The organism is Ruegeria sp. AL1 (assembly GCF_056540905.1).
Window position 1 is genome coordinate 541,033 of record NZ_JBQFXP010000001.1, and the last position, 26,970, is coordinate 568,002.

At 59.3% G+C, this 26,970-nt stretch carries 25 protein-coding genes and 2 tRNA genes; 10 read left to right on the forward strand and 17 right to left on the reverse strand.

Annotated features, from left to right (window positions below; translation table 11 throughout):
- Positions 1–193: 193 nt before the first annotated feature.
- From rpoD to ACRZ9X_RS02775, 8 genes are all read right to left on the reverse strand, one after another.
- Positions 194–2,182: an RNA polymerase sigma factor RpoD gene (gene rpoD, locus ACRZ9X_RS02740; protein ID WP_480515819.1), complete on the reverse strand. Its 1,989-nt coding sequence runs from the start codon at positions 2,180–2,182 to the stop codon at positions 194–196.
- Between the two features lie 114 nt (positions 2,183–2,296).
- Positions 2,297–4,246 carry a DNA primase gene (dnaG, locus tag ACRZ9X_RS02745; RefSeq protein WP_480515820.1) on the reverse strand — a complete coding sequence of 650 codons (1,950 nt, stop codon included), beginning with the start codon at positions 4,244–4,246 and terminating at the stop codon, positions 2,297–2,299.
- A gap of 1 nt (position 4,247) precedes the next feature.
- Positions 4,248–4,583: a hypothetical protein gene (locus ACRZ9X_RS02750; RefSeq protein WP_480515821.1), complete on the reverse strand. Its 336-nt coding sequence runs from the start codon at positions 4,581–4,583 to the stop codon at positions 4,248–4,250.
- 35 nt (positions 4,584–4,618) lie between these two features.
- The gene (locus ACRZ9X_RS02755; RefSeq protein WP_480515822.1) at positions 4,619–5,164 is read right to left on the reverse strand and encodes a sarcosine oxidase subunit gamma; all 546 of its coding nucleotides are present in this window, start codon (positions 5,162–5,164) and stop codon (positions 4,619–4,621) included.
- A complete protein-coding gene (locus ACRZ9X_RS02760; RefSeq protein WP_480515823.1) occupies positions 5,157–8,090 on the reverse strand; it encodes a sarcosine oxidase subunit alpha family protein in 2,934 nt (977 codons plus the stop codon). Before ACRZ9X_RS02760 ends, ACRZ9X_RS02755 begins: the two co-directional genes overlap by 8 nt.
- A complete protein-coding gene (locus ACRZ9X_RS02765; RefSeq protein WP_480515824.1) occupies positions 8,087–8,350 on the reverse strand; it encodes a sarcosine oxidase subunit delta in 264 nt (87 codons plus the stop codon). The genes ACRZ9X_RS02760 and ACRZ9X_RS02765 overlap by 4 nt, the downstream gene beginning before the upstream one ends.
- Positions 8,351–8,405: 55 nt before the next feature.
- Positions 8,406–9,659: a sarcosine oxidase subunit beta family protein gene (locus tag ACRZ9X_RS02770; protein WP_480515825.1), complete on the reverse strand. Its 1,254-nt coding sequence runs from the start codon at positions 9,657–9,659 to the stop codon at positions 8,406–8,408.
- A gap of 173 nt (positions 9,660–9,832) precedes the next feature.
- The gene (locus ACRZ9X_RS02775; RefSeq protein WP_480515826.1) at positions 9,833–11,263 is read right to left on the reverse strand and encodes a Glu/Leu/Phe/Val family dehydrogenase; all 1,431 of its coding nucleotides are present in this window, start codon (positions 11,261–11,263) and stop codon (positions 9,833–9,835) included.
- Between the two features lie 331 nt (positions 11,264–11,594).
- Here ACRZ9X_RS02775 and ACRZ9X_RS02780 point away from each other — a divergent pair, with 331 nt between their 5' ends.
- The 3 genes from ACRZ9X_RS02780 to ACRZ9X_RS02790 are packed head-to-tail and all read left to right on the forward strand — an operon-like array spanning position 11,595 to position 14,396.
- The gene (locus ACRZ9X_RS02780; RefSeq protein ID WP_480515827.1) at positions 11,595–13,304 is read left to right on the forward strand and encodes a TadE/TadG family type IV pilus assembly protein; all 1,710 of its coding nucleotides are present in this window, start codon (positions 11,595–11,597) and stop codon (positions 13,302–13,304) included.
- Positions 13,301–13,834 (forward strand): TadE/TadG family type IV pilus assembly protein, encoded by a 534-nt coding sequence (locus tag ACRZ9X_RS02785; RefSeq protein WP_480515828.1) that lies wholly within the window; start codon positions 13,301–13,303, stop codon positions 13,832–13,834. Before ACRZ9X_RS02780 ends, ACRZ9X_RS02785 begins: the two co-directional genes overlap by 4 nt.
- 4 nt (positions 13,835–13,838) lie before the next feature.
- Complete coding sequence (locus tag ACRZ9X_RS02790) at positions 13,839–14,396, forward strand: TadE/TadG family type IV pilus assembly protein (RefSeq protein ID WP_480515829.1); 558 nt, start codon at positions 13,839–13,841, stop codon at positions 14,394–14,396.
- 2 nt (positions 14,397–14,398) lie between these two features.
- Here the strand turns inward: ACRZ9X_RS02790 and ACRZ9X_RS02795 are convergent, their stop codons facing one another.
- A complete protein-coding gene (locus ACRZ9X_RS02795) occupies positions 14,399–14,869 on the reverse strand; it encodes a hypothetical protein (protein WP_480515830.1) in 471 nt (156 codons plus the stop codon).
- A gap of 150 nt (positions 14,870–15,019) precedes the next feature.
- Here ACRZ9X_RS02795 and ACRZ9X_RS02800 point away from each other — a divergent pair, with 150 nt between their 5' ends.
- Entirely contained in the window at positions 15,020–15,931 is a 912-nt protein-coding gene (locus tag ACRZ9X_RS02800) for a pirin family protein (RefSeq protein ID WP_480515831.1), read from the forward strand.
- Positions 15,932–15,946: 15 nt separating this feature from the next.
- On the opposite strand, the gene ACRZ9X_RS02805 is transcribed toward ACRZ9X_RS02800, so the two are convergent.
- A complete protein-coding gene (locus ACRZ9X_RS02805) occupies positions 15,947–16,534 on the reverse strand; it encodes a TetR/AcrR family transcriptional regulator (protein WP_480515832.1) in 588 nt (195 codons plus the stop codon).
- A gap of 101 nt (positions 16,535–16,635) precedes the next feature.
- Here ACRZ9X_RS02805 and ACRZ9X_RS02810 point away from each other — a divergent pair, with 101 nt between their 5' ends.
- From ACRZ9X_RS02810 to ACRZ9X_RS02835, 6 genes are all read left to right on the forward strand, one after another.
- Entirely contained in the window at positions 16,636–16,884 is a 249-nt protein-coding gene (locus tag ACRZ9X_RS02810) for a hypothetical protein (RefSeq protein WP_480515833.1), read from the forward strand.
- Positions 16,885–17,024: 140 nt separating this feature from the next.
- Positions 17,025–18,311 (forward strand): homoserine dehydrogenase, encoded by a 1,287-nt coding sequence (locus ACRZ9X_RS02815; RefSeq protein ID WP_480515834.1) that lies wholly within the window; start codon positions 17,025–17,027, stop codon positions 18,309–18,311.
- A 71-nt stretch (positions 18,312–18,382) separates the two neighbouring features.
- Positions 18,383–19,366, forward strand: a complete 984-nt coding sequence (gene glpX, locus ACRZ9X_RS02820; protein ID WP_480515835.1) for a class II fructose-bisphosphatase — start codon at positions 18,383–18,385, stop codon at positions 19,364–19,366.
- 91 nt (positions 19,367–19,457) lie between these two features.
- A complete protein-coding gene (gene recJ, locus ACRZ9X_RS02825) occupies positions 19,458–21,200 on the forward strand; it encodes a single-stranded-DNA-specific exonuclease RecJ (protein ID WP_480515836.1) in 1,743 nt (580 codons plus the stop codon).
- A gap of 109 nt (positions 21,201–21,309) precedes the next feature.
- Positions 21,310–21,384, forward strand: a tRNA-Glu gene (locus ACRZ9X_RS02830).
- 22 nt (positions 21,385–21,406) lie between these two features.
- Positions 21,407–21,481, forward strand: a tRNA-Glu gene (locus tag ACRZ9X_RS02835).
- A gap of 157 nt (positions 21,482–21,638) precedes the next feature.
- Here ACRZ9X_RS02835 and ACRZ9X_RS02840 read toward each other — a convergent pair.
- From ACRZ9X_RS02840 to ACRZ9X_RS02870, 7 genes are read right to left on the reverse strand one after another with little or no spacing between them, the layout of a single operon-like run.
- The gene (locus ACRZ9X_RS02840) at positions 21,639–22,034 is read right to left on the reverse strand and encodes a RidA family protein (RefSeq protein ID WP_480515837.1); all 396 of its coding nucleotides are present in this window, start codon (positions 22,032–22,034) and stop codon (positions 21,639–21,641) included.
- Positions 22,031–22,438 (reverse strand): acyl-CoA thioesterase, encoded by a 408-nt coding sequence (locus ACRZ9X_RS02845; protein WP_480515838.1) that lies wholly within the window; start codon positions 22,436–22,438, stop codon positions 22,031–22,033. Before ACRZ9X_RS02845 ends, ACRZ9X_RS02840 begins: the two co-directional genes overlap by 4 nt.
- Positions 22,438–23,124 (reverse strand): ABC transporter ATP-binding protein, encoded by a 687-nt coding sequence (locus ACRZ9X_RS02850; protein ID WP_480515839.1) that lies wholly within the window; start codon positions 23,122–23,124, stop codon positions 22,438–22,440. Before ACRZ9X_RS02850 ends, ACRZ9X_RS02845 begins: the two co-directional genes overlap by 1 nt.
- Positions 23,121–23,870 carry an ABC transporter ATP-binding protein gene (locus ACRZ9X_RS02855; protein ID WP_480515840.1) on the reverse strand — a complete coding sequence of 250 codons (750 nt, stop codon included), beginning with the start codon at positions 23,868–23,870 and terminating at the stop codon, positions 23,121–23,123. Before ACRZ9X_RS02855 ends, ACRZ9X_RS02850 begins: the two co-directional genes overlap by 4 nt.
- Positions 23,863–24,849 carry a branched-chain amino acid ABC transporter permease gene (locus tag ACRZ9X_RS02860; RefSeq protein ID WP_480515841.1) on the reverse strand — a complete coding sequence of 329 codons (987 nt, stop codon included), beginning with the start codon at positions 24,847–24,849 and terminating at the stop codon, positions 23,863–23,865. The genes ACRZ9X_RS02855 and ACRZ9X_RS02860 overlap by 8 nt, the downstream gene beginning before the upstream one ends.
- Complete coding sequence (locus tag ACRZ9X_RS02865; protein ID WP_480515842.1) at positions 24,846–25,766, reverse strand: branched-chain amino acid ABC transporter permease; 921 nt, start codon at positions 25,764–25,766, stop codon at positions 24,846–24,848. The genes ACRZ9X_RS02860 and ACRZ9X_RS02865 overlap by 4 nt, the downstream gene beginning before the upstream one ends.
- A 51-nt stretch (positions 25,767–25,817) precedes the next feature.
- Complete coding sequence (locus ACRZ9X_RS02870) at positions 25,818–26,948, reverse strand: ABC transporter substrate-binding protein (RefSeq protein ID WP_480515843.1); 1,131 nt, start codon at positions 26,946–26,948, stop codon at positions 25,818–25,820.
- Positions 26,949–26,970 lie beyond the last annotated feature (22 nt).

Sequence of the window (26,970 nt, forward strand, 5' to 3'; positions counted from 1 at the left end):
CATCAGTAATTCACCTCGCCCCGGCCTGTCCCGTGAGTGGACATCTTGCATATAGAAGGCCCCACTCTTTGCACCTTGTGACTTCTCGCCAATTTGATCCGAGGTTCCGCCAACGTGAACATGCGTGTTGGTTTGTCTACACCATAGAAAAAGGCGCCCCGACCAGAGGCGCCTTTTTCAACATGTACCGAGCCTACTGATCCAGGAAGGATCGCAGTTTTCGCGACCGGCTGGGATGTTTCAGCTTGCGCAGCGCTTTCGCCTCGATCTGACGGATACGTTCGCGGGTCACGCTGAACTGCTGGCCGACCTCTTCCAGCGTATGGTCGGTGTTCATGCCGATACCAAAACGCATCCGCAGAACCCGCTCCTCACGCGGCGTAAGCGAGGCCAGAACGCGGGTCGTCGTTTCCTTGAGGTTCTCCTGAATGGCGCTGTCCAGCGGCAGCACAGCATTCTTGTCCTCGATAAAATCACCCAGTTGGCTGTCTTCCTCATCGCCAATCGGCGTCTCAAGGCTGATCGGCTCTTTGGCGATTTTCATCACCTTGCGCACCTTCTCAAGCGGCATCTGCAGCTTTTCAGCCAGTTCCTCCGGCGTCGGCTCGCGTCCGATTTCGTGCAGCATCTGGCGACCGGTCCGCACCAGCTTGTTGATCGTTTCGATCATATGAACCGGAATACGGATGGTGCGCGCCTGATCCGCGATAGACCGCGTGATCGCCTGACGGATCCACCATGTCGCATAGGTCGAGAACTTATAGCCACGGCGGTATTCGAACTTGTCCACCGCCTTCATCAGGCCGATGTTACCTTCCTGAATAAGATCAAGGAATTGCAGGCCGCGGTTCGTGTATTTTTTGGCGATTGAGATCACAAGACGCAGGTTGGCTTCGACCATTTCCTTCTTGGCCTGCCGGGCCTCTTTCTCGCCCTTCTGAACCTGCTGCACGATGCGGCGGAATTCAGGAATATCCAGACCCACATATTGCCCGACCTGAGCCATATCGTTGCGCAGTTCCTCAACCTTGTCGGTTGAGCGTTCGATGAACATCTGCCAGCCCCGGCCCGGCTTTTCCGCCATCTCGGACAGCCAGTTCGGGTCCAGTTCGCGGCCACGGTATGCGTCGATAAACTCGCGACGGTTGATACGGGCCTGGTCGGCCAGTTTCACCATCGCACTGTCCAGCGACATGACGCGGCGGTTGATGCCATAGAGCTGGTCAATCAGAGCTTCGATCCGGTTGTTGTGCAGGTGAAGCCCGTTCACCAGTTCCACAATCTCGGCGCGCAGTTTCTGATAGGTCTCTTCGTCTTTTTCGCTGAACGTGCCGTCTTCGTTCAGGGTGGCCGAAATCCGGCTGTCCTGCATTTCCGACAGCATTGCAAAATCGGTCGAGATTCGTTCCAGCGTTGTCAGTACCTGATCTTTCAGGGCAGCTTCCATCGCGGCCAGCGACATATTGGCCTGATCGTCTTCGTCATCGTCGTCGTCGTTGGCAATCGGATTGCCGTCGGCGTCCAGTTCCGGGCCAGTGTCTTTTTCCGGCTTCGCCGCCTGAACGGCCGAGGTGTCAACGACCGGCTCCTGCACGTCGCCATCTTCGTCCATCTGGTTGCCAAAGGTGGTTTCCAAATCGATGACATCGCGCAGCAGAATGTCTTCGGACAGCAATTCGTCGTGCCAGATGGTGATCGCCTGGAAGGTCAGAGGGCTTTCGCAGAGGCCCGCGATCATCGTGTTGCGACCCGCTTCGATCCGCTTGGCGATGGCAATCTCGCCCTCGCGGCTCAGCAGTTCGACCGATCCCATCTCGCGCAGATACATGCGCACGGGATCGTCGGTGCGATCCAGCTTTTCGGTCTGCCCGCTCGACAGCGCAACCTCGCGGTTGGTGTCAGTGGTGACCAGTTCGGTCGAGCCTTTGTTCTCTTCTTCTTCGGCTTCTTCATCTTCGATGATGTTGATGCCCATCTCGGACAGCATCGACATCACGTCCTCGATCTGTTCCGAGCTGACTTGATCAGGCGGCAGCACCTGATTGAGCTGGTCGTATGTGATGTAGCCTTTCTCGCGAGCCTCGGCGATCATCTTCTTGACCTGGGCCTGGCTCATGTCCAGTGAGATTTCCTGTTCCTGCTCGTCGGATTTGCGGTCTTCGTTCGTATCCTTGGCGGCCATTCAATGCTCCTGCAGGGATGGGTGATTCGTTAGAGCCGAATCATTAGCGCGTAGAAGTGATTCGGCCACCCGTTTACCTGTTTTTCTTCTCCAGTGCCTTACGAAAACACCAGTTTACCGGCGTTTCCGCTCGAAATTAATACCAGACATGATGGCCTCAAACGCGTCTTTCTCGTCGCGGTTGATTCGCGCACCATTGTCGGCGATGTCGAAAACGGCCCTGTCCTCATTCTGGCTTCGGCTTGTACGGTTGCGCTCTTCGGCGGCTTGTGCCAGCCGATATGTCAGCGCCTCATCGGCCAGATCAGACAACTCCTCCGCCGCTTCGGCAATCTCAGCATCCAACCCCCGGAGCGCTTTGATCTTTGCGAGTTCCTCGGCCAGCGTCATCTCGGCCTTTTCAACGTCGCCCGGTTTATACACACAGGGGATCACTGCCACATGGCGAAGGGCCAGCAGGTTTTCAAGGGGTTCAGGCCCCAAAGTTTGCATGATGTGGTCTTGCAGGTTTTCGGGATCGTCAATCGCGTGCCGCAGGATCGCGCCGCGCAGCGCCGCGTGGTCGGGATCGTGGCACTCCATTTCTTCCAATTGGGTTTCGAATTGCACCACAACCTGCGGATTTAGAATGGCAATTGCCAAAATGGCCGCTTCGCGCAGTTGGATATCCGCGTTCTCGGCCGAGGCCAGAAACGACGCCCGCGCGCCCGGTGTCGCAGGCTGCGCCTGCGGTTGCCACTTGCCACGCGGCTGCCATTGGCGATTTGACGATTGTCGCTGCGGGCGAAACAATTGCCAGCGCAAGTCCTTAATTTCCTGCCCGTAATGGGACCGGATTGAGGGATCGCGGATCAGCTTGATCTTCTCACGCAGCGACTTGTCCAAAGCCGCCTTGCGCTCGGGGCTGTCAAAGACCTTGCCGTCGGTCTCACGCTGCCACAGCAGCTTGACCATCGGTATCGCGCCTTCCAGCACCGCTTGTACCGCCCCCGGCCCATCGGCGCGCAGCAGATCGTCCGGGTCCTTACCTTCGGGCATCAGGGCAAAGCGTAGGGACTTGCCTGCCTCTAGCAGCGGCAGGGCCAGATCGACCGCCCGCATCGCCGCGCGTAGCCCTGCGGTGTCACCGTCCAGCGCAATGATCGGCTCATCGGAAATCCGCCAGAGCAGTTGCAACTGATGCTCGGTAATCGCGGTTCCCAACGGAGCGACCGACGCGCCGAACCCGGCTTCGGCCAGTGCGATCACGTCCATATACCCTTCGGCCACGATCAGCGGCTGTCCTTTGCCCGCCGCCTGCCGCGCAGGGCCGTGATTGTAGAGGCTGCGGCCTTTGTCGAATAACTCGGTTTCGGGTGAGTTCAGGTATTTGGCGTTGTCATTGGGGTCCATCGCCCGACCGCCAAACGCGATGCACCGCCCGCGCGGGTCGCGGATTGGGTACATGATCCGGTTGCGGAACGTGTCATAGGGTTTCTTGCCCTTGTTCGATGGCTTGGCCAGCCCCGCGCCTAGGATCAGGTCCTCGGCAACATTCTTGCCAGTCAGATGATCCCACAACGCCTGCCAGCCATCCGGGGCAAACCCGATCTCCCACCGATCCAAAGCCTGCACATCCAAGCCCCGACGCGTCAGGTAATCGCGCGCCGCAGCCCCTGCCCCGGTCTTCAATTGCAGACGGAAGAACTGTACCGCCTGTTCCATCACCTCGGCCAGTTGCGCACGGCGGTCTTGTTTTTCCTGCGCCTTGGGGTCGCGCGCGGGCATCGGCATCCCGGCCTCGCGCGCCAGAATCTCAACCGCTTCGATGAACGAGACATTCTCGGTCTCTTTCACAAAACTGATCGCGTCGCCTTTGGCATGGCAGCCGAAACAGTAGTAAAATCCCTTTTGGTCATCGACATGGAACGACGCCGTCTTTTCGTGGTGAAACGGGCACGGTGCCCACATATCGCCCTTGCCCTGATTGGATTTGCGCTGGTCCCACATGACCTTGCGCCCGACAACCTGAGACAGGCTGAGGCGCGTGCGCAGTTCATCCAGAAATCCGGGGGGCAGCGACATATCAGTTGTTGAGGTTGTTTTTCAGGGCCTGAATCTGATCCCAGTTATCGACGCACTGCTGATACAGCACGCCGCCAAAATCCGTCTTGCGCAGGTCCCGCCGTTTTTGCTCATAAACCCACGACGTCAATTGCGGGATCGCCGCACTGTAATTGGACGGCCATGCGGGATTGCCAGAGGCGATTGTCGCCGCAACATCCGCCTCTTTGACCCGATCCAGTCGCGCCTTCTGAATCGCACGAACGACGTCAGCCTGATAGCTGCAGCTTTCCTCTTTGGTTTCCTGCGCAAAGGCGGGTGTCGACAGAAGGATCAAGGCAAGCAATGGGCGAAACATGGCGCGGCTCCGGAATCAGTTGAGTTCCGTTGATCCTACCCGCGCGACGCAACACCTTCCATCGCCCTTTTCAGATCATGCACCAATGTTTCAGCCATCGACCGGAACACCATGATCTGAAATACACCTTCTCCGACACGTGTGACCGAGACGGCCATGTGGAACAGCAAAGTCCTCGCCGTGTGGCCACGTTTGAATTGCGCGGGCCGCATATCAAGAGGGACAAGCCGCGCCAGAACGTCCTCGGCCCCGGCCCCCTGCAGCCGTACGATGGTCCACGCGTCGGACTGATCCACAATCGCCGCATGGTCTCGCAGCGCCGCATCCGGTTCCGGCCCCATCAGCAGCGCCTGCGCATAACCGAACCAGACCGCCCGCGCGCCCGCCTTACCTGTTGCCCTGTTGGCCGCCGGATAGGTGATCCCATGCGCGACCTTCATTGCATCGGACACCGCCTTTTGCTTGCCTTTGAAAGGCGAGATCGAATGGATCGCGCCCACGTCTTCTTCGCTGAGCGCCACCGAACCGACTGTCAGCGGCAGCAATCCGTTGCAGGGGGTTATCGCAATCAGCTTATCCACGCACACGCCCTCCTTCGGGGTCAAAAAAGGCCGGATTCACCACTTCGCACAGGGTCGTCACGCCGCGCAGGTGATCGACCATCTTCACGATTTCCCCGTACCTGTCCGGCCCGTCCGCAAGGAAACCCAGCCCCAGCATCGACTGCAACGTCGGCGAATAGCAGACCGAGGTCAGATAGCCCTGATCATTGGTGCGCACCGGCTCGGCTTCCTCGTCATATAGATGCGCACCGGCCAGTAACTCCTTGCTTTCCCCGATGGGTTTCAGCCCGACCAAGCGTTCGCGCCCGTCCTCTTCCAGCCCGGGACGTTCAGACATGGTCTTGCCGATACAGTCTTTCTTCTGCGACACCATCCGCCCCATGCCGATATCATACGCGGTTGTCCGACCATGGATTTCGGAATGCGTGATAAAGCCCTTCTCGATGCGCAGAACGTTCAGTGCCTCCATCCCGTAAAGACCTCCGCCCAGCGCCTCGGCCCGTTCGGTCAGAATATCGAACAGGCTCGCGCCATAGCGCGCGGGCACGGCGATCTCATAGGCATGCTCGCCCGAAAATGAAATCCTGAACAAACGCCCCGGAACGCCCAGCACCGAGACCGGCCCACAGGCCATGAACGGCCAGTTGTCATCATCCAGCGGGGTATCCAACAAGCCGTTCAACACCTCGCGCGATTTCGGCCCGGCCACAGCGAATTGCGCCCATTGCTCGGTCACCGAGGTGAACGAGACATCCAGATCGGGGCGCAGGCCCTGATGCACAAACTCCAGATGTTTCATCACCTCGCCCGCCGCAGCGGTGGTCGTGGTCATCAGGTAATGCGTCTCGCCCAGCCGCGCGGTGGTGCCATCATCCATGACGAACCCATCCTCGCGCAGCATCAGGCCATAACGCGCGCGGCCAACCTTGAGGGTCGAGAACATGTTCGTATAGACGAAATCCAGAAACGCTCCCGCATCCGGCCCCTGAATGTCGATCTTGCCAAGCGTCGATACATCGCAGACCCCAACGGCCTGACGCACCATATTGACCTCACGGTCACAGGATTGCCGCCAGTTGGTTTCCCCGTCCCGCGGGAAGTAACTGGGCCGGTACCACAAACCCGCCTCAATCAACGGAGCCTTCCGCGCAATGGTCGCCTTATGCGATGTGGTAAAGCGCTGAGGTTTGAACCCCTTTCCTTCCGCACCGGCACCCAGCGCCGCAATGGCAATCGGGGAATATGGTGGGCGGAACGTGGTGGTCCCGGTCTCGGGTATCCCCCGCCCGGTGGCATCGGCCAAAATGGCCAGCGCCGCCACGTTCGAGTTCTTGCCCTGATCGGTCGCCATGCCTTGCGTCGTGTAACGCTTCATATGCTCGACGGACCTGAAGTTCTCGGTCGCGGCCTGCTTGACATCTTTCACCGTCACATCGTTCTGGAAATCCAGCCAAGCGCGCCCCTTGCCGGGAACGGCCCAAAGCTGAGTAATCTCATAAGGCGTATCCTCGGCCTGCGGCAGAACGGTCTTAGGCGCTTTCAAACCCAGATCAGCCAGTACGCCTTCAGCCGCCTCAACCCCTTCGCGCAAGCAAGACGCGGTCGAGAACGTGCCGTTGCAGGCCCCTGCCGTCACCATACCCGGAACAGCGCCGGGTGTGGGCACAAAGCCTTCGATCTCACGCTTCCAAGTCGGGCGGCCATTCATGTGACAGGTCAGGTGGACCGAGGGATTCCACCCGCCGGTCATCGCCAGACAATCCGATTGAATACGTTCTTCGCCGCTTGGACGCCGCACCGTGATCGATTCCAGCCCCTTGCGACCGGAACTGCCACAGACCTGAGCACCGCGCAGCACTTCGTACTCATCAGACAAAGGCGCATCATGGCGGCTGTCGATCACTGCGGCGACATGCACACCGGCGTCCAGCAAATCCCGCGCGGTTCGGTGGATGTCATTGGTGTTGCCAAAGATGGTCACGTTCTGCCCCGGGCTGACGCCCCAGCGGTTCAGATAGGCCCGCACGGCCCCGGCCGTCATGATCCCCGGACGGTCATTGTCGCGGAAGGCGACCGGGCGCTCCAACGCCCCTGCGGCCAGAACAGATCGCTTCGCCACGATCCGCCAATACGTTTCCAGCGGCGCCCCATTCGGGCGGCGATCCGAATGATGCAGCACCCGCTCCAGCGCCGCATAGGTGCCCTGATCATAGACACCCGCGACCGTGGTGCGGGCCATCAAGCGCACATTGTCCATGCTGCTGAGTTCGGCCAGAACCTCATCCGCCCAGGCAGGACCCGGCTTGCCATCAACCTCATAGGTCTCGGCCAACAACCGCCCGCCCATCCGCGCGTTTTCATCCGCCAGAATAACATCCGCCCCGGCGCGCGCGGCGGTCAATGCAGCCATCAACCCCGCAGGCCCGGCACCAATGACCAACAGATCACAGAAGGCATAGGCGCTTTCGTACTTGTCAGCATTATCCTCCCCGGACAGCGCCCCCAGCCCGGCGGCGCGGCGGATCACAGGTTCATAAAGCTTTTCCCAAAAGCTTTTGGGCCACATGAAGGTCTTATAATAAAACCCCGCGCCCAGAAACGGCGCGGCCAGATCATTGACCGCCATCACATCAAACCCAAGACTGGGCCAGCGGTTCTGGCTGCGCGCCTCAAGCCCAGGGTAAATCTCCTGCATGGTGGCACGCACATTGGGCTCTTGCGCCGCCCCGTGGCCGACCGTCACCAATGCGTTGGGTTCCTCACTGCCCGCCGTCAGCACCCCGCGCGGGCGGTGATATTTGAACGACCGCCCGAAAAGCCGAACGCCATTGGCCAACAGAGCCGAGGCCACTGTGTCGCCCTGAAACCCTTCATAACCGACGTCATCAAACACAAACGGCACCGTTTGCGTCCGATCAACCAGCCCCTTGCCCGCGACCCTCATGCCTGCACCTCAGACGCCAGTTGCGAGCCCAACATCTCATGCGTAACCGTATCGCGCGTCACGACGATCCAAGCGCCGCAGCCACCTTCGTGATACCAAAGCTCCCGCGTCGCGCCCGCCGGATTGTCTCGCAGATAGACAAAATCGTCCCAAGCCTCAGCCCCGGCATCCGGGGCGGGACGGTCCAGATCGACGGCCGCACCACGACAATAAAACTCGCGCCGGTCGCGTTCACCACAATAAGGACAGGTAATCCTCATACCCGCATCCCCTGCTTCATCTTTTCAAAAATACTCAAATCCAACATCGCCACCCTCAATGCAGATTGTGTTGAGAGCCCTTGCCCTCTTCATCAATAATCCCGCGCCCGGTGCGGAAGCGATCCAGACGGAACCCGGTCGCGTTCTCATAGTACCGATCCGTCGCGATCAGATGCGCAAACACGTTGCCCGAACCCGGTACCGCCTTGAACCCACCATAGTTCCAGCCGCAATTCAGATAGAGCCCGTCGATATCCGTGCGATCAATGATCGGAGAGCCATCCGGCGACATATCCATGATCCCGCCCCAGGATCGCAGCACCCGCGCCTTGCCGATCATTGGCATAAGGGCGACCCCGGCCTCCATCACGCTTTCCACCGTGGGCAGGTTTCCCCGCGCCGCGTAAGAGGCGTAGAAATCCAGATCGCCGCCAAACACCAACCCGCCCTTATCCGACTGGCTGATATAGAAATGCCCCATGCCAAAGGTCACCACATGGTCGATGCAGGGCTTCAACCCTTCGGTCACAAAGGCCTGCAACACATGACTTTCAATCGGCAGCCGCATCCCGGCCATCGCCGCCACCTGCCCGGATCGGCCTGCGGCAACCATGGCCACTTTCTTCGCCCGGATCGGCCCGCGTGATGTCTGCACACCCCGCACTGAACCGTTTTCGATATCGATCCCGGTGACTTCGCAGTTCTGGATCAGATCCACGCCGCGCTGATCCGCTCCACGCGCATAACCCCATGCCACCGCATCATGCCGCGCCGTGCCACCACGCGGATGGTACAACCCGCCATATAGCGGAAACCGCAGATCGTCGTAATTCAGATAAGGCAACATCTCTCGCAACTGATCCCGGCTCAACAGGATCGCGTCATCGCCCTGGCTGATCATCATATTGCCCCGCCGCGCGGCTGCATCGCGTTGCCCGTCCGAGTGGAACAGGTTGATGATCCCGCGCTGCGAGTGCATCACGTTGTAATTCAGGTCCTCCTCAAGACCCTCCCACAGTTTCAGCGAATGCGAATAGAACTCGGAATTGCCCTGCAGGAAATAATTGGCCCGCACAATCGTCGTGTTGCGCCCAACATTGCCTCCGCCAATATAGCCTTTCTCCAACACCGCAACATTGGTCAGGCCATGTTCCTTGGCCAGATAATACGCCGTGCTCAACCCATGACCGCCGCCGCCGATGATGACGATGTCATACTCGGGTTTCGGCGCAGGATCGCGCCAATGAGGGGTCCATCCCTTGTTGCCGGTCAGTCCTTCTCTGAGAACCCGAAACCCGGAAAACCGCATTCGCCCCTCCTTGCGCTGCGCTGGAACCTGCTCCAGTCAGATCAGAGGTACCCGGACGCAGGCCCGATGCCGCCTCTGATTTCGACAAGAACTTGCCACACAGCGACACATAAAGAAGGCGTGACGACATCGCCACGCCTTCCATTGCTTCTCCTGCCATTCTGGCGCGGCGTTTACAGCCCCTTGGCGCGATAGCTTTTTGAGACGCGATCAATCGCCACGATATAGGCCGCGGTGCGCAGATCATCCACATCCGCACGGTCATGCCAGACCTCGCTCATCGACTGATAGGCGATCCGCATCGTGTCATCGAGACCCGAACGCACCAGCTCAAGCTCATCCGCACCCTTGAGATACTTGGCCTTGAAGTCCGGTGACATTGACCAGGCATCGCCCAGGTAGCGATCCAGACGCTCCAGTTCGCTGACGATCAACTCATGGCGCGCCTCTTCCTGACGGCGCTGCATCCGGCCAAAGCGGATATGGCTGAGGTTCTTGACCCATTCGAAGTAAGACACCGTCACACCGCCCGCGTTAGCGTACATATCCGGGATGATCACGGTGCCCTTCTTGCGCAGGATCTCATCCGCACCTGCCGTCACCGGACCGTTCGCAGCCTCGATGATCAGCGGGGCCTTGATCCGTTCCGCGTTCGACAGATTGATCACACCTTCCAGGGCCGCCGGGATCAGAATATCGCATTCTTCTTCCAGAACTGCAGCACCTTCCGCCGTATGCGTTGCATCCGGGTAGTCCTTGACGCCCCCATGCTTGACGATCCACTGGCGCACAGCCTCAACATCGATGCCGTCAGGGTTGTACAGCGCCCCGTCCCATTCGATGACCCCCACAACGCGCGCGCCGTCTTCCTCGCTCAGGAACTTGGCGGCGTGGTACCCCACATTCCCCAGCCCCTGCACGATGACCCGCTTTCCGTCCAGAGAACCGGACATCCCGGCCTTCTTGACGTCCTCTGGATGGCGGAAAAACTCGCGCAGTGCATATTGCACGCCGCGCCCTGTCGCCTCGACCCGGCCCGAGATGCCACCCGCATTCAGCGGCTTGCCCGTCACACAGGCGCGCGCGTTGATATCCCGGGTGTTCATCCGCGCGTACTGGTCGGCCATCCAGGCCATCTCACGCTCTCCCGTCCCCATATCCGGGGCGGGCACGTTCTGAGACGGGTTGATCAGGTCGCGCTTGGCCAGTTCATAGGCGAACCGGCGGGTGATCTGTTCCATCTCATGTTCTTCGTATTGGCGGGGATCAATGCACAGCCCCCCTTTCGAGCCGCCAAAAGGTGCCTCGACCAGCGCACATTTATAGGTCATCAGCGCCGCCAGCGCCTCGACCTCGTCCTGGTTCACTGCCAGCGCATAGCGGATTCCGCCTTTCACCGGCTCCATGTGTTCTGAATGGACGGAACGGTATCCGGTGAACGTTTGGATCTTTCCGCGCAACCGAACACCAAAGCGCACGGTATAAGTGGCATTACAAACCCGGATCTTTTCCTCCAGACCGGGCGGCAAATCCATCAGGGACGCCGCCCTGTTGAACATCAGATCAACACTTTCGCGAAAGCTGGGTTCTTTAATGCCGGTCATACAATCCTCCGTGCCACTTAATGACGAACTCCATGGCGTTTTGTCGCACCACTGAACGCGGGCTGCAATCACCAACTGCACTTTTTTTCATCATTTTATGAACGGCGGATGTAGGGGGCCGAGCTGAGTCGTCCTCATTGGTCGAATTCGCGACTATTGTTCCCAATGCGACAACAGATCACCTGCAGACGTCCGAATTATAGCGCAGATTCACCTAAACCGGCCAAAACCAAGCCAATTTCGCCCAATTCCCGCCACGTTTAAAAATTAACCTTATTATGTAGTTTTTTCCATGGCGGCTTTACTCGGCCTGCTCAGCGGAGTCTTCGAAATGAAAACACACGTGCATAATAAAGGCGGCTGCTCGCCTACATACAAGTCTATTAGTCTACGGCGATTTGCTGAAAAAGAAGATGGGACTTTCACGATCTTTGTTCTGATCGGGTTTCTTGCAATGCTTGCTGTCACAGGCATTGGCGTTGACCTGATGAAGTTCGAACGTGATCGTGCAACCCTTCAGTCCACTCTTGACCGGGCGGTTTTGGCCGCCGCGGACCTGGACCAGACGGAATCGCCTAAAACAGTTGTTGAGTCTTACCTGGACAAGGCTGGGCTTCTTGAAAAGCTCAAGGATGTGAAGGTCGAAGACAGCTTTGGGTCAAGAAAGGTTCTGGCAACGGCTGAATCTGTTATCCCGACCAACTTCATGAGCTACTATGGCATCCTCGATATGACGGCCACGGCGACCAGCGCCGCCGAAGAATCGATCGGTGCTGTTGAAATCTCGCTGGTTCTGGACATTTCCGGTTCGATGAGATGGGCATCGGCGGATCGCACAAAATCCAAGATCGAAGTTCTGAAGAAATCGGCATCCGACTTTGTCAGACTCATGCTGGACAAAGAAGGTGAGTCGCAGATTTCGATCTCGGTCATCCCTTACGCAACGCAAGTCAATGCCGGTGAAACCCTGTTGAACAAGTTCAATGATGTCACCAGCGAGCATAACTACTCGCATTGCGTGAACTTCATCCCGGAACAATACAGCGATTCGGATCTGGAGCGTAATGACCGGTTGGAGCGCACCGCGCATTTCGACCCCTTTACCTATTCCGAGGGTACAATCGATACTCCGGTATGCCCGGTTCGCCCCGGAAGTGCGATTACGCCTTTGACCGACAACATGGACAAGCTGTTGGCGGAAATCGGAAAAATGACTCCGAAGGGCAATACTTCTATCGACGTTGGGATGAAATGGGGTGTCGCCCTGCTGGACCCCAGCATGCGCGGGATTGTCAAAGACCTTTCGGCGGAAGAAGACCTGCCCTACTCGCCTAAGAAGATCGTTCCAGCGAAGTTTGCTAACCGTCCGTCCGATTACGGCGGGGACGTTCTGAAAATCGCAATCGTGATGACCGACGGCCAGAATACGGATCAGTTCATGCTGAACCCGTCACTGCGGGAAGGGTATTCCGACGTCTGGTACAATGCGGACTCGGGCGCCAACCGGTATTGGTACGACTACTATACCGGGCGGTATCACATTGTTTCTGGCGACTATTCTGTGTTCCACTCGGAAGGCAACCCGCACAAGTTCATCTGGCCGCAACAAGGCCGGGGCGTGAACCAGGTGTGGAATGACCATCCCTATGGCAGCCCCAATCCGGAAACCGCCTCGAACCAAGAGCCCGGGACTGCAATTCGACTGACATATCCCGAGCTTCTGAACCGTGCGTCACTCGAATGGATTGCCGAGTATAACTACCATTGGCAACCCAGCGCGCAGGCGGAATGGACCGACAAGGCCTATGCGAAGGTTGAAACGGCTGCCAAGAACCAGCACACCAAGCATGTCTGTGATGCCGCAAAAGATCAGGGCATCATCGTGTACGGTATCGCATTCGAGGCACCCAGAGCCGGCTATCGAACCATCAAAGACTGTGCGAGCTCTGCCAGCCACGTATATGACGTGAATGGCCTGGACCTTGAAGACGCCTTTGCATCGATCGCTTCGTCAATCCGCAAACTGAGGCTGACACAATGATACTCAAAGCCCTGTCAAAACTACGGCGCTTCAGAAAATCGGAAAAAGGAAGCGTAACGGTCGAGTTCTGTCTCCTTTTCCCGGGCTTTATGTTCCTAGTGCTTGGCGGGATTGAGCTGTCATTGGTGACGATGCAACAAGCCATGTTGGAGCGCGCGGTCGATCTGACCGTGCGCGACATCCGCCTGGGAACAGGTACCAACCCGCAGCATGACGACTTGAAAGACGCCATCTGCCTGCGGGCAAACTTCATCAAGGAATGCAATGATAACCTGCGTCTTGAGATGATCCGTCAGGATGCATTTACCGGTATTGTGCTAAGCACGACTCCGGATTGCACGGACAAGTCGGAAGAGGTGAAACCGGTTCTCAACTTCACCAACGGTCAGGAAAACGAACTGATGATCCTGCGAGCCTGCGCCCGTATCGATCCTGTCTTCCCAACCTCGACAATCGGTCAGGCCCTTGTCGATGACACCGGGCAATACGCTCTGACGGCGACCACCGCATTTGTTCAGGAGCCTATCTAAGATCATGAAACTGAATGCAAACCCGTTCAAACGCCTGAGAGCGTTTAAAGAGGACGAAAGTGGCGTCCTGACTGTCGAAGCCATTCTGATCCTGCCCATGCTGCTTTGGACCATGATGGCAACCTTTACCTTTTTCGAAGGGTTCCGTCAGAGCTCCTCGAACCTCAAGGCGGCCTATACGGTCAGCGATCTGGTCTCGCGAGAAACGCAAACAATTACCGATACCTATGTCGATTCCCTGCAATTGCTGATGCAAACCATGGTAAATAATGGCACACCGATCAGCCTGCGGCTGACATTGATCGCCTTTGACGCCCAAGACGACCGCCACTACGTACGTTGGTCCACTGCGCGCGGCTTCGCGAACGAGTGGGATAATGGCAATATCGATCAGTTGCGATCCAAACTGCCGCCTATGCCCAATCAGGACACGTTGATTATCGTCGAGACATCGAACCGATATGATCCGATTTTTGCGGCGGGCATTCCCTACTCAGTCACTTTTGAGAACTTTGTTTTCACGCGTCCTCGCTTCACAAACGAGATCGACGGAGCCGTCTGAGCCTAGCTTCGTTCGCTCAGCATCGCTGTCAGCACCTCTGACATGAACTTGGTTTCGGCGGCCGCTGTCATGCCGCCGATCCCGATGCGATGTCCGAACCTCCACCACAGGCCCGGAGCCCAAAACCGCGCATAGGGTCCTTTCGTGCGGACCAGGAAACCATTGGATGGTTTGAAGGCGAACACGCCGCGGTCCACCGACTCGATATCTTCCACCGAACAAATGACCTGACCCGAACGCGTGCGCAACTCGGATTGGGTCAGTTCGATTACATCTTCGGTCGCGGTCCACATGCGGTGCGACAACCAGAGGGCCCCTGCCCCGACGATCAGCAGGAAAATCTGCCATTCCGGCTCAGGCGGGGACGCCAGCGCGACGTAAACCACCAATGCGCCAACGCAAATCAGCATGCCAACTCCAAGCCAGCGCCGTGGGGTCGAGGCGCTTACCGTGGCCAGAACGTCTTGTTGCATGTCTTCCTCCTGCCTGTGCGCCCTGTCTATCCGCAACATCGGGCAAGGAACAAGCACCTCTGAGCACCGATGCACAGACCCGGTGTTTCTGCGCAAATTGAACCCATGGGGACGCAGGCTAAGTTCCAGTCAACAAATCAGGAGGCTCCCATGTCCCTCAGACCCACATTGGAAACGCGCAAGGCCGTGCCCACGATGGAAGGTGCCGGAGTAAAACTGCACCGGGCCTTCGGGTTTCAGGACCCGTCCGAGTTGGATCCGTTCCTGCTGTTTGACGATTTTCGAAATGAACGGCCAGAAGATTATCAGGCGGGGTTTCCCTGGCATCCGCATCGCGGCATCGAGACCATCACCTATGTGCTGTCCGGCACCGTGGATCACAGCGACTCGCTGGGCAATCACGGGACTTTGGGTGCCGGAGACGTGCAGTGGATGACCGCCGGGTCTGGTATCCTGCATCAGGAAATGCCCAAAGGTGCGGCGACCGGCCAGATGCATGGCTTTCAGCTGTGGGGGAATTTGCCCTCTGCCCACAAGATGACCGCGCCGCGCTATCAGGATGTTCAAAGCACGGAAATCCCCGAGATCACGGATGATGACGGCACAATCGTTCGGGTCATTGTGGGTGAGTTCTGGGGCAAGACAGGGCCTGTTGATGGAATTGCCGCTGATCCACAGTATCTCGACATCCATATCCCGGCCGGCGTCAGAAAAACCTTTCGCATCGACACGTACCGCCGCGCGTTTGCTTATGTTTTCGAAGGTCAGGCGGCCTTTGCGGATGCGTCGCAACCCACAGGGGTCCTGTTGGAAAAAGAGGTGGCGGGGCAAGAGGTGAACATCCGCGACATGTCCGGCGACAGAACCCTCGTCCGGTTCGGCACGGGCGACGAGATCACGGTTCAGGCAGGCCCCGAAGGCGTCCGGTTCCTGCTTATATCAGGCGCACCGATCAATGAGCCTGTGGCATGGCATGGCCCGATCGTCATGAACACGCAGGCCGAGCTGCAGCAAGCATTCAAAGAACTTCGCAACGGAACATTCATTCGGCCCGCCCACTGACCTGATCGGCGAGGCTCAGCCCGAAACGGCCTTGCGCACCATGTCCCAATAGACCTGCTCGACCTCGTCCAGCGACAGCCGTCCGCCCGCACGGTACCACGTCATCACGCCGTTCAGCATCGCAATGACCGCCAGCGTGGTGATCTTGGTGTCGGAAACCGAGAACTCTCCGCGTGCCTGTCCGGTTTGCAGGATCGCCTCCAGCGCGTTTTCATAGCGGCGGCGCAAGGCCTCGATATCCGCGAAATTCTCGGGCGTCAGGTTGCGCAGTTCCATATAGGCGATGAAAACCTCATCCGGGCGCTGCAGGTGAAAGCGGATGTGAAAGCTGACGAACTGGCGGAGCGCGGCCTCGGGGTGGTCGGGCGTGTCCAGCGCGTCATAGGCTGTCATAAGGTCCTGCATATGTTCGCGCATCAGGTGATACAGCAGGCTTTGCTTGTCCGGCGTGTAGTTGTAAAGCGCCCCGGCCTGCACGCCCACGTCCTTGGCAATCTGACGCATCGACACCGCAGCGTACCCATGCCGCGCAAACAGGCTAAGCGCCGCTTTGCGGATACGGGGGCCGGTGATATCAGAATGGGAACCTTGAGTGCGCGCCATGGCGTCACGATATATGAACAATCGTTCATATAGAAGCCCCGCTTGATCCGGGCCAGCAAAAGGTGCATCACAGTCACCATAGCGCAACCGAAAGATGCCCGATGAAACCGTTGCCTTTGATCGTTCTGATGATTGCCTGCGCCGGCTGCGCCGACATCCCCGAGCTTGAGGGGCGCGAGGCGGCATCGCTGCGCAAAGCCCCTTACCCGCGTCTGATCCCGCTGGATGAAACGCTTGGCGCGCCCGTTGATCCCATCAATGAGGCTGCGGAAGTCGAGGAAGAGCTGACGGCACGCGCCGAGGCCCTGACAAAACGGGCCGAAGCATTGCAGAACGCACAAACCAACTAGGGTTTCGCCACTAATCTCTGCCGTTCATGTGATCAGCGGCGCGACTCGGATTGCGCCCCTGCGCCGAACCCGCTAAGGCAGCCGACAAAGGACATGGTGGTGCTGCGTGCAGCACATTCGAGCGGAAAGGACCCCACGGGATGACACAGGCGCTGCGGCTTGGAATTGCAGGTTTGGGCACCGTTGGCGTGGGTGTCGTCAAGATCGTCCGCCGTCACGCAGACTTGCTGCAGGCTCGTACCGGTCGCCCTATCGAAATCACCGCTGTTTCTGCACGGGACGCAAGCAAGGATCGGGGTGTTTCGCTGACCGATTACGCCTGGGAAACCGATCCGGTTGCCCTGGCCAGTCGCGATGACATCGATGTTTTTGTCGAACTTATGGGCGGCGAAAACGGCCCGGCCAGGGCCTCGGTCGAGGCGGCGTTGGCCAGTGGCAAGGATGTTGTCACCGCCAATAAGGCGCTGCTGGCCATTCACGGTCAGGAACTGGCCGAAAAAGCCGAAGCTTCCGATCGCGTGATCCGGTTCGAGGCCGCTGTGGCCGGGGGCATCCCGGTCATCAAATCCCTGACCGAAGGGCTGGCAGGCAATGAAATCACGCGCGTCATGGGCGTCATGAACGGCACCTGCAACTACATTCTGACACGGATGCAGTCGCAGGAACTTGGATATAACGCCCTGTTCGAGGAATGTGCGCTGTTGGGCTATCTTGAGGCTGACCCGAACCTCGATGTCGGCGGTATCGATGCAGCGCACAAGCTGGCGCTGTTGTCTTCCATCGCGTTTGGCACCAAACCCAATTTCGACGGGATCGAGATCGAAGGTATTCAGCAGATCAGCCTGGATGATATCCATCAGGCTGCCGACATGGGCTATCGCATCAAACTGCTGGGCGTGGCACAGCGCACGGCTCGTGGCCTTGAGCAACGGATGCAGCCTTGCCTGGTGCCCAGTGACTCGCCGCTGGGTCAACTGGAAGGCGGCACCAACATGGTTGTGCTGGATGGCGATGCGGTCGAACAGATCGTGCTGCGCGGGCCCGGTGCGGGCGAAGGACCAACAGCCAGCGCCGTGATGGGCGATGTCTGCGATCTGGCGCGTGGGCTGCAAATCCCGACATTTGGGCGCCCTGCGGCATCGCTGGAAGAGGCGAAGCCTGCCGTCACCGGCCTGCCCGCGCCCTATTATCTGCGTCTTGGTCTGCTGGACAAACCCGGAGCGTTGGCCAAGGTGGCCGCGATTTTGGGAGATTCTGGCGTATCGATCGACCGGATGCGTCAATACGGCCATTCCGAGAGCACCGCCCCTGTGCTGATCGTGACCCACAAAACCACCCGCACAACACTGGACCATGCGCTTGAGGGCTTGCGCGCCACGGATGTGGTGGCCGGAGCGCCCGTCGCGCTTCGCATCGAGCAGGTTTGACCCCTTGCGGGCAGCGCGCCGCGCAGGCTATGCCGGATAAAACGCCAGAACTGACCAAAGGATTACGGGACATGAACGCCGCCAAGACCGATTTTAACGACCGCCTGCTGTCTTTGGGCCTGGCCCGGGTGGCTGAACAGGCTGCATTGGCCTCGGCCTCGCTTGTGGGGCGCGGAGACGAGAAAGCCGCCGATCAGGCCGCAGTCAACGCGATGCGCGAACAACTGAACCTGCTGGATATCGCAGGCGTGGTCGTCATCGGGGAAGGTGAGCGCGACGAAGCCCCGATGTTGTTCATCGGCGAAGAGGTCGGCACCGGTGAAGGCCCCGGCGTGGATATCGCGTTGGACCCGCTGGAAGGCACCACGCTGACCGCCAAGGATATGCCCAACGCGCTGACCGTGATCGCCATGGGCCCGCGCGGATCCATGCTGCATGCGCCGGACGTATATATGGACAAGCTGGCCGTTGGGCCGGGATACCCCGACAACGTCGTCAATCTGGACATGACCCCGCGCGAACGCGTCGAGGCGCTGGCCAAGGCCAAAGGCTGCGAACCTGCTGATATCACCGTCTGCATTCTGGAACGTCCGCGCCACGAGGCGATGATCGCCGAGGTGCGCGAGACCGGTGCCTCGATCCGTCTGATCACCGATGGCGACGTGGCCGGTGTCATGCACTGTGCCGAAAGCGAAGTGACCGGCATCGATATGTATATGGGTCAGGGTGGCGCGCCTGAGGGCGTGCTGGCGGCTGCGGCTCTGAAATGCATGGGTGGCCAGATCTTTGGCCGGCTGTTGTTCCGCAATGATGACGAGCGCGGCCGCGCCACCAAGGCAGGCATCACCGATCTGGACCGCGTTTACGCGCGCGACGAGATGGTGACCGCCGATGTGATCTTTGCCGCCACTGGCGTGACCGGAGGCTCGCTGCTGCCGCGCATCAAGCGGGAACCGGGCTGGGTCGAGACGACGACGTTGTTGATGCGGTCCAAGACAGGCTCGGTCCGGCGCATGTCCTACCGCACGCCGATGTGGTCGCATACCGACGCATAGCGGCTTGCGCCGCTGCCTTCGGCGAGAGTATTTGTAAAAAGATGAAGAGGCCGGGTCCGGATGGGTCCGGCCTTGATGCATGAGGTGAGATGTGGCGTTTCTGGGTATTGAGCAATCGTTGAGCGGGCGGCGCTGGGTTGGACCGGGGGTCGAGGTCGAGCGGGCAACGGAGATGATGGCGCAGCAGACCGATTTACCCCGTGCGGTCTGTCAGGTTCTTGCGCGGCGCGGTGTCCCGGCGATGGAGGCCGCGGGGTTTCTGGAGCCCAAGCTGAAAGAACTGCTGCCTGACCCGCGCGCATTGCGGGATATGGAAGTTGCTGCGGCCCGGTTTCTGGAAGCTGTGCGCAAACGGCAGAAAATCGCGGTGTTTGCGGATTATGACGTGGATGGCGGATCTTCGGCGGCGCTGTTGTTGGTGTGGCTGCGCCAGATGGGATCGCCCGCAACGCTCTACGTGCCCGATCGGATAGATGAGGGCTATGGGCCCAATGTGCCCGCCATGCAGGAACTGGCGGAAAGCCATGATCTGATCATCTGCGTGGATTGCGGAACGCTGAGTCACAAACCCATTGCTGCGGCCAAGGGTTCGGATGTGATCGTGCTGGATCACCATCTGGGCGGGGAAACCCTGCCGGATTGCGTGGCCGTGGTGAACCCGAACCGGCAGGATGAAAGCGGCGATCTGGGCTATCTCTGTGCCGCTGCGGTGGTGTTTCTGATGCTGGTCGAGGCCGGGCGGCAGCTACGCGAGGCCGGGGCCAAGGGGCCGGACCTGATCCCTCTGCTGGATCTGGTGGCTTTGGCCACGGTTGCGGATGTGGCCCCATTGATCGAGGCCAATCGCGCGCTTGTCCGGCAGGGTCTGAAGGTGATGGCGCAGAGACAACGACCCGGTCTTGTCGCGCTGTCAGATGTGGCCCGCATGGATACGGCACCGAACAGTTATCATCTGGGGTTTTTACTGGGTCCACGTGTCAATGCAGGAGGGCGGATTGGTCAGGCCGATCTGGGCGCGCGACTGTTGAGCACGGGATCGGTCAGCGAGGCTGAAGCACTTTCTGAGCGGTTGGACGCGTTGAACACGGAACGGCGCGAGATCGAGAATGCCGTGCGCGCCGCAGCCATGGCGCAGGCAGAAGAACGGGGGCTCGATGCGCCTTTGGTCTGGGCAGCCGACGAGGGCTGGCATCCCGGTGTCGTCGGGATCGTTGCGTCGCGCCTCAAGGAAGCGGCGAACCGGCCCGCCATTGTGATCGGGTTTGATGGTCACGAGGGCAAGGGGTCTGGCCGGTCGGTGTCGGGTGTTGATCTTGGCGCGTCGATCCAGCGCCTGGCCTCAGAGGGTCTGTTGGTCAAGGGCGGCGGGCATAAGATGGCGGCGGGCCTGACTGTTATGCGCGATCAACTGGAACCTGCGATGGCGCGCCTGTCCGAGCTTTTGGCCAAGCAGGGCGCAGGACAGGTTGGCCCGGCTGACCTGAAGCTGGACGGCGCATTGATGCCCACTGCGACGTCGGTAGACCTGATCGAGCAGATAGAACAGGCCGGACCTTTTGGGGCCGGTGCGCCCGCGCCACGTTATGCCCTTCCCGATCTTCAGGTTCGCTTTGCCAAACGGGTGGGCGAAACACATCTGAAACTGTCCTTGTCTGACGGCATATCCGGCGGATTGGATGCGATCGCCTTTGGCGCTTTCGAGGGACCTCTGGGCGAGCGGCTATCCAATCATGGTGGTGCGCGCTTTCATTTTGCCGGACGGCTTGAGTTGAATTCCTGGGGTGGGCGTCAGAGCGTTCAACTGCGTCTGGAAGACGCTGCCGAGGCGAATTGACCCGGTTTTCCAACGGGCCGGAAGGGTTTCAAAAAAGTTGCCCTGCGTTACGTTTTTCGGCTTGCGGGGGGGGAAGGTAGGCCGTAAAAGGCCCTCCACAAGCCAGCGTGGCCCGTTCGTCTATCGGTTAGGACGCCAGGTTTTCAACCTGGAAAGAGGGGTTCGATTCCCCTACGGGCTACCATTTACGCTTGCAAGGTCCAGATGGCCCGTTCGTCTATCGGTTAGGACGCCAGGTTTTCAACCTGGAAAGAGGGGTTCGATTCCCCTACGGGCTACCATTTTTCTCGAAAAACCTCGCAATCCACGGCGCAGTTGTCACCGCTCGTACAGCTTGTGCGACAGCAGTGCGCGATCCGTAAGGCAGAGGATTGCACGGGCCGCTACCGCGGCATGGCGCGTTCGGGAAATGCGACGGCGGTTTCGGGTGTTCGGCAATCAGCTCAGATGCGCAGTTGCCTCGATTTCGACCAGCGCTTCATCTTCGACCAGTCCGGCCACAATGATCATAGACATGGCCGGAAAGTGCCTGCCGAACACCTCGCGATATGCGGCGCCGACCTCGGCCTGCCGGGCCAGATACTCGCTTTTGTCGGTTACAAACCATGTCAGGCGGGTCACATCGCTGACCTGCCCGCCCGCCTCTTCTACAATCGCCGCGATGTTGCGCAGAGCCTGTTTCATCTGGCTGATGAAGCCGCCTTCGACAAATTTCTTGTTGGCATCCCAACCGATTTGACCGCCGATATGCAACGTGCCGTCTTTGGTCAGCATCCCGTTAGCGTATCCTTTGGCGGGCAACCAGCCGGTCGGGTGGATAGTGCGATGGCTCATGTCTGAGGGTCCTTGAATACAGTGAGGTTTTCGCGAAGCGCGTCCGGCCATGGGGTTGGGCGGCCTTGTCCGTTGACGTAGACAAGCGTGGCCGTTGTGGTGAACCGAAGCGTCTTCTGGCAATGGGCCGTCATGACATACGCGGCCGAGCTGCGGCCGACTTTTTTTATCACGAGGGCAAACGACAGATCATCCCCATGTCGGCTGGGCGCTGAAAACTGGGTTTCGATCTGGGCCGTCGGGATCGCAGCAGTTTTGTGCAATTCCTCAAGTGGCGTTTTCAGGGCCTGATCAAAGAATGCCTCGACACAATCGTTCATCATTTCGAAATATCGGGGGTAGAACACGATCCCTGCAGCGTCGCAGTGTCTGAACAGCACTTTCTGATGAAACTCGAACGCCATCAGACCCCCACATATCTTTCTGAAATGTCCCGGGTCAGGTCGGTCATGGCACCAGACCAGACGGTCTTGCCCCGTTCCAGGATCACAGCCTTGTCCGAGACTGCCGCCAGTTCTTTCAGCGACTTGTCGATCAGCAGGATCGAAACTTTGGTATCCTGTTTCAACCGGCGCAGCGCCGCCCAGATTTCCTGCCGGATGATCGGGGCCAGACCTTCGGTAGCTTCGTCCAGGATCAACAGGCGCGGATTGGTCATCAAGGCACGCCCGATGGCCAGCATTTGCTGCTCACCACCAGACAGAGACACCGCACGCTGGTCCTGCCTTTCAAACAATCGGGGAAACAGATCAGATACGGTTTTCAGGGTCCATGGCCCCGTACGCGCTGCGGCGACCAGATTCTCGCGCACCGTCAGGTCGGCAAAGCATCGCCGCCCCTCCGGCACCAGCCCGACGCCTCTCCGGGCCACTTTGTGGCTGGGCAGCGCCTGTAGGTTCTGGCCGTCCAGCGTCAGAGTCCCCTCGGACCGGATCATCTGGCAAATCGCCTTGACCGTCGTTGTCTTACCCATCCCGTTGCGCCCCATCAGCGCGGTCACCTCCCCCTCGGCCATGGTCAGATCAACGCCGAACAGCGCCTGACTGACGCCGTAGCTTGCGGTGAGGTTCCGGATCGTGAGAAAGCTCATACCTCATCCCCCAGGTAGGCTTCGCGCACCTCGCGGCTGGCTCGGATCTCATCCGCGGTGCCGGTGGCGATCACCTTGCCATAGACCAGAACGCTGATCCGGTTGGCCAGCGCAAAGACCGCATCCATGTCGTGTTCAACCAATAGGATCGGGGCTTCGTCCCGCAATCCGTCCAGAAACCCGGTCAACCTTTTAGAGCCTTCGGCCCCCAGCCCCGCCATGGGTTCGTCCATGATAAACGCGCGCGGTGACAGGGTCAGCGCAACTGCGACCTCCAATTGGCGGCGCTGCCCGTGGCTGAGGTCGGCGCATCGCATGTCGCGCTCGGCGCTCAGACCGACCCGCGCAAGCGCTGCCTCGGCCTTATCGCACAGGGACTTTGTCTTTAGCGCGCTGCGCCAGAAGCGCCAGGCTGCCCCTTCGGCACCCATGGCACCCAGTACCGCGTTTTCCAGAACGGTATCTTCCATACACAGGTCCGAAATCTGGAATGTCCGCCCCAGCCCTGCCCGCGCGCGCGCTTGCGTGCCAAGGTCCGAAACGTCCTGCCCGCACAAGATGACCTGCCCGGCATCCGGCCTCAGCCCGCCGCAGATTTGTTTGATCAGAGTGGACTTGCCCGCTCCGTTCGGGCCGATGATGGCGTGGATTTCACCGGGCCGCAGGTCAATCGACACGTCGTTTGTCGCGATCAGTGCGCCGAACCGTTTGTTCAGGCCGTGGGTTGCAAGAACAGGCTCAGACATGCGCGCCCTCCTTACCCGTCAAAAGCCCGATCAGACCGCCGCGCCCGAACAGGACGATACACAGCAGGATGATGCCAAGATAAACGTGCCAGAACTCGGTCAACTCGCCCAAAAAATGCTCCAGCGCGACAAAGACACAGGCCCCGATCACCGGCCCCATCAGGCGTCCCACGCCACCGATGATGATCAGCACGATCAATTCACCGGACAATTGCCAGCTGAACATGGTCGGGGATACAAACCGGTTCAGATCCGCAAACAGTGCCCCGGCCAACCCCGTTATCGCCCCCGAAAGCACAAAGGCCAGCAGCTTGAGGCGCATCGGGTTGAGGCCCACGGTTTCGACACGCGCATCGGTCTGGCGCGCGGCGTTCAGCGCCAGCCCGAATGGCGACGCCTGCAGGCGCGCAAACAGGAATAATGTGGCACACAACAGAGCAAAACAAATGCCAAAGAACTGGATCGGCACCAGCGTATTCAGCCCCGGAAAACCGTTGCGAACATAGATCGACAACCCATCCTCGCCACCATATTGCGCCCATGAAATCGCGAAGTAAAAGAACATCTGACCAAAGGCGAGCGTGATCATGATGAAGTAAACACCCGAGGTGCGCAGCGACAGAAGGCCGATAAAAAAGGCCACAATTCCTGACGCAATCATCGCCACCAGCCAGATGATCGGCATCGAATTGGTGCCATCGGTCGCGAATATCCCAAGGTCCAGCGCGGTATAGGTCTGCGCATGGTAGGCCAGAATGCCCATGGAATAGCCCCCGATTCCAAAGAACGCCGCATGACCAAAGCTGACCATCCCTCCGATCCCCAGGATCAGGTTGAGCCCAACAGCCGCCAATGCAAGGATGACCGCGCGCGTCACCAAAGTGATGGTGAACGGCTGGTCCATCGCCATGGCCCATAGCGGCAACAGCAGCAGACCACCTATGACAAGGGCGTTGATCAGTCTTTCGTTTATCCTCATGCCCGCGCTCCGAACAGGCCGGTGGGACGCCAGATCAGAACCAGCCCCATCAGAATGTAAATTCCCATCGAAGCAATGGCCGAGCCGCTTTTCTGGGCCGCACCGGTGTCCATGAACAGCTTGAACAACTCGGGCAGGAACACACCGCCCAGCGTATCCGTCAGGCCAACCAGCAGCGCACCGATGAACGCCCCGCGGATCGAGCCGATGCCGCCGATGACGATCACGACAAAGGCGAGGATCAGCACAGGCTCTCCCATGCCCACCTGCACCGACTGGATCGCGCCAACCAGTGCCCCGGCCAGACCGGCTAGCGCTGCGCCCAGCGCAAAAACCAGTGTGTAGAGCTTTGAGATGTCGACGCCCAAAGCGGCAATCATCTCGCGGTCATTCTCACCCGCACGGATTTGTATGCCCAGCCGTGTCCGTTCGATCAGCAGCCACAACCCGACAGCAACCGCCAGTCCGACTCCGATCAGAGTCAGGCGGTATAGCGGGTACTCTATCCCACCGGGCAGCGTCACCGGCCCCGACAGCATCTCGGGGATGTTCAAAAACAGCGGAAATGAGCCAAAGACCCACCGCGTGCCTTCCGAGAAGATCAGGATCAGGGCAAAGGTCGCCAGCACCTGATCCAGATGCGCGGCGTCATACAGCCGCCGGATCACCACCATTTCGATGATGGCCCCCGCCAGCGCAGCCGCTGCCAGCGCCGCGATCAGACCCATGAAAAACGATCCGGTCGCCCCCGCAACGGCAGCAGCGGCAAACGCGCCCACCATATACAGTGAGCCATGGGCAAGATTGATCAGGCCCATTACGCCGAAGATCAGCGTCAGACCGGCGGCCATCAAAAAGAGCATGACGCCGAATTGCAGACCGTTCAGGATCTGCTCGATTATCAGGATCGATGACATGAGAACTCCGGGTATCTGCCTGCCCCGCAGATGAGGGCAGGCAGAAATCGCTTACATCTTGCAATCAGCCGCGTACGCGTCCGAGTGACCTTCCAGCGCGGTGCCGATGATCTTGTTGGTGAAGACGTCACCTTCCTTGATCACCTCACGTGCATAGATGGTCTGAACCGGGTGATGGTTCGGGCCGAACGAGAAATCCCCGCGTGTGCTGTCAAATTCCGCAGCCCGCAGCGCCTCGCGAAACGCGTCGGCATCCGCCGGATCAGCCTTGTCCAACGCGGACAGCAACAGGTTCGCGGTATCAAATCCCTGGCTGGCATAGAGCGACGGGAGGCGTCCGTATTCCGCCTGGAAACTTTCCACAAACGCCGCATTGGTCGGGTTGTCGATATCCTTGTTCCACTGCGAAGTGTTCACCACACCCATCGCCGCATCGCCGACCGCCTGCAGGATACCCTGATCGAAGCTGAACGCCGGGCCAACCACCGGCAGGTCGATACCGCTGTCGGCATATTGCTTGAGGAAGGAAATCCCCATCCCGCCGGGCAGGAAGAAAAAGACGCTGTCCGCGTCGCTGGCCCGGATCTGTGCGATCTCGGCCGCGTAATCCGTCTGTCCCAGCTTGGTATAGACCTCACCGGCCAGATCACCCTCGAAGAACCGCTTGTAACCGGTCAGAGCATCCGTGCCAGCCGGGTAGTTCGGGGCCATGATGAACGACTTTTCGTATCCGACGCCATTTGCATATGCGCCTGCCGCCTCGTGCAGATTGTCGTTCTGCCAGGCCACGTTGAAGTAGTTCTGATGACACCCCTTGCCCGCCAGAGGAGACGGCCCCGCGTTGGGGGACAGATAAAACACGTTCTGATTCACTGCCGCCGGCACCACCGCCATAGCGAGATTCGACCAGATGATGCCGGTCATCACGTCCACCCGCTCGGACTGGATCATCTTGTCCGACAGTTGCACCGCGATATCCGGCTTGCGCTGATCGTCTTCGATGACAACCTCGATATCGTCACGACCTGATTGCGCGATGGCCAGCATGAACCCGTCCCGGACATCAATACCCAGACCCGCGCCGCCGCCCGACAATGTCGTAATCATCCCGACCTTCACCTCGGCAAACGCACCTGACGCGCACAGCGCCGAGGCCGCAGCGGCCAAAAGAAGCTTTTTCATGTGTTTCTCCCTAGTTGGTCTT

What these genes read in the sequence shown, in the direction of transcription:
- ACRZ9X_RS02815 (WP_480515834.1), top strand. Translation starts at nt 17,025, where the DNA reads ATGACACAGGCGCTGCGGCTTGGAATTGCAGGTTTGGGCACCGTTGGC.
- ACRZ9X_RS02765 (WP_480515824.1), bottom strand. Translation starts at nt 8,350, where the DNA reads ATGAGGATTACCTGTCCTTATTGTGGTGAACGCGACCGGCGCGAGTTT.
- ACRZ9X_RS02760 (WP_480515823.1), bottom strand. Translation starts at nt 8,090, where the DNA reads ATGAGGGTCGCGGGCAAGGGGCTGGTTGATCGGACGCAAACGGTGCCG.
- glpX (WP_480515835.1), top strand. Translation starts at nt 18,383, where the DNA reads ATGAACGCCGCCAAGACCGATTTTAACGACCGCCTGCTGTCTTTGGGC.
- ACRZ9X_RS02795 (WP_480515830.1), bottom strand. Translation starts at nt 14,869, where the DNA reads ATGCAACAAGACGTTCTGGCCACGGTAAGCGCCTCGACCCCACGGCGC.
- ACRZ9X_RS02770 (WP_480515825.1), bottom strand. Translation starts at nt 9,659, where the DNA reads ATGCGGTTTTCCGGGTTTCGGGTTCTCAGAGAAGGACTGACCGGCAAC.
- ACRZ9X_RS02775 (WP_480515826.1), bottom strand. Translation starts at nt 11,263, where the DNA reads ATGACCGGCATTAAAGAACCCAGCTTTCGCGAAAGTGTTGATCTGATG.
- rpoD (WP_480515819.1), bottom strand. Translation starts at nt 2,182, where the DNA reads ATGGCCGCCAAGGATACGAACGAAGACCGCAAATCCGACGAGCAGGAA.
- ACRZ9X_RS02870 (WP_480515843.1), bottom strand. Translation starts at nt 26,948, where the DNA reads ATGAAAAAGCTTCTTTTGGCCGCTGCGGCCTCGGCGCTGTGCGCGTCA.
- ACRZ9X_RS02865 (WP_480515842.1), bottom strand. Translation starts at nt 25,766, where the DNA reads ATGTCATCGATCCTGATAATCGAGCAGATCCTGAACGGTCTGCAATTC.
- ACRZ9X_RS02860 (WP_480515841.1), bottom strand. Translation starts at nt 24,849, where the DNA reads ATGAGGATAAACGAAAGACTGATCAACGCCCTTGTCATAGGTGGTCTG.
- ACRZ9X_RS02845 (WP_480515838.1), bottom strand. Translation starts at nt 22,438, where the DNA reads ATGGCGTTCGAGTTTCATCAGAAAGTGCTGTTCAGACACTGCGACGCT.
- ACRZ9X_RS02785 (WP_480515828.1), top strand. Translation starts at nt 13,301, where the DNA reads ATGATACTCAAAGCCCTGTCAAAACTACGGCGCTTCAGAAAATCGGAA.
- ACRZ9X_RS02780 (WP_480515827.1), top strand. Translation starts at nt 11,595, where the DNA reads ATGAAAACACACGTGCATAATAAAGGCGGCTGCTCGCCTACATACAAG.
- ACRZ9X_RS02850 (WP_480515839.1), bottom strand. Translation starts at nt 23,124, where the DNA reads ATGAGCTTTCTCACGATCCGGAACCTCACCGCAAGCTACGGCGTCAGT.
- ACRZ9X_RS02805 (WP_480515832.1), bottom strand. Translation starts at nt 16,534, where the DNA reads ATGGCGCGCACTCAAGGTTCCCATTCTGATATCACCGGCCCCCGTATC.
- ACRZ9X_RS02840 (WP_480515837.1), bottom strand. Translation starts at nt 22,034, where the DNA reads ATGAGCCATCGCACTATCCACCCGACCGGCTGGTTGCCCGCCAAAGGA.
- ACRZ9X_RS02750 (WP_480515821.1), bottom strand. Translation starts at nt 4,583, where the DNA reads ATGTTTCGCCCATTGCTTGCCTTGATCCTTCTGTCGACACCCGCCTTT.
- dnaG (WP_480515820.1), bottom strand. Translation starts at nt 4,246, where the DNA reads ATGTCGCTGCCCCCCGGATTTCTGGATGAACTGCGCACGCGCCTCAGC.
- ACRZ9X_RS02810 (WP_480515833.1), top strand. Translation starts at nt 16,636, where the DNA reads ATGAAACCGTTGCCTTTGATCGTTCTGATGATTGCCTGCGCCGGCTGC.
- ACRZ9X_RS02855 (WP_480515840.1), bottom strand. Translation starts at nt 23,870, where the DNA reads ATGTCTGAGCCTGTTCTTGCAACCCACGGCCTGAACAAACGGTTCGGC.
- ACRZ9X_RS02790 (WP_480515829.1), top strand. Translation starts at nt 13,839, where the DNA reads ATGAAACTGAATGCAAACCCGTTCAAACGCCTGAGAGCGTTTAAAGAG.
- ACRZ9X_RS02800 (WP_480515831.1), top strand. Translation starts at nt 15,020, where the DNA reads ATGTCCCTCAGACCCACATTGGAAACGCGCAAGGCCGTGCCCACGATG.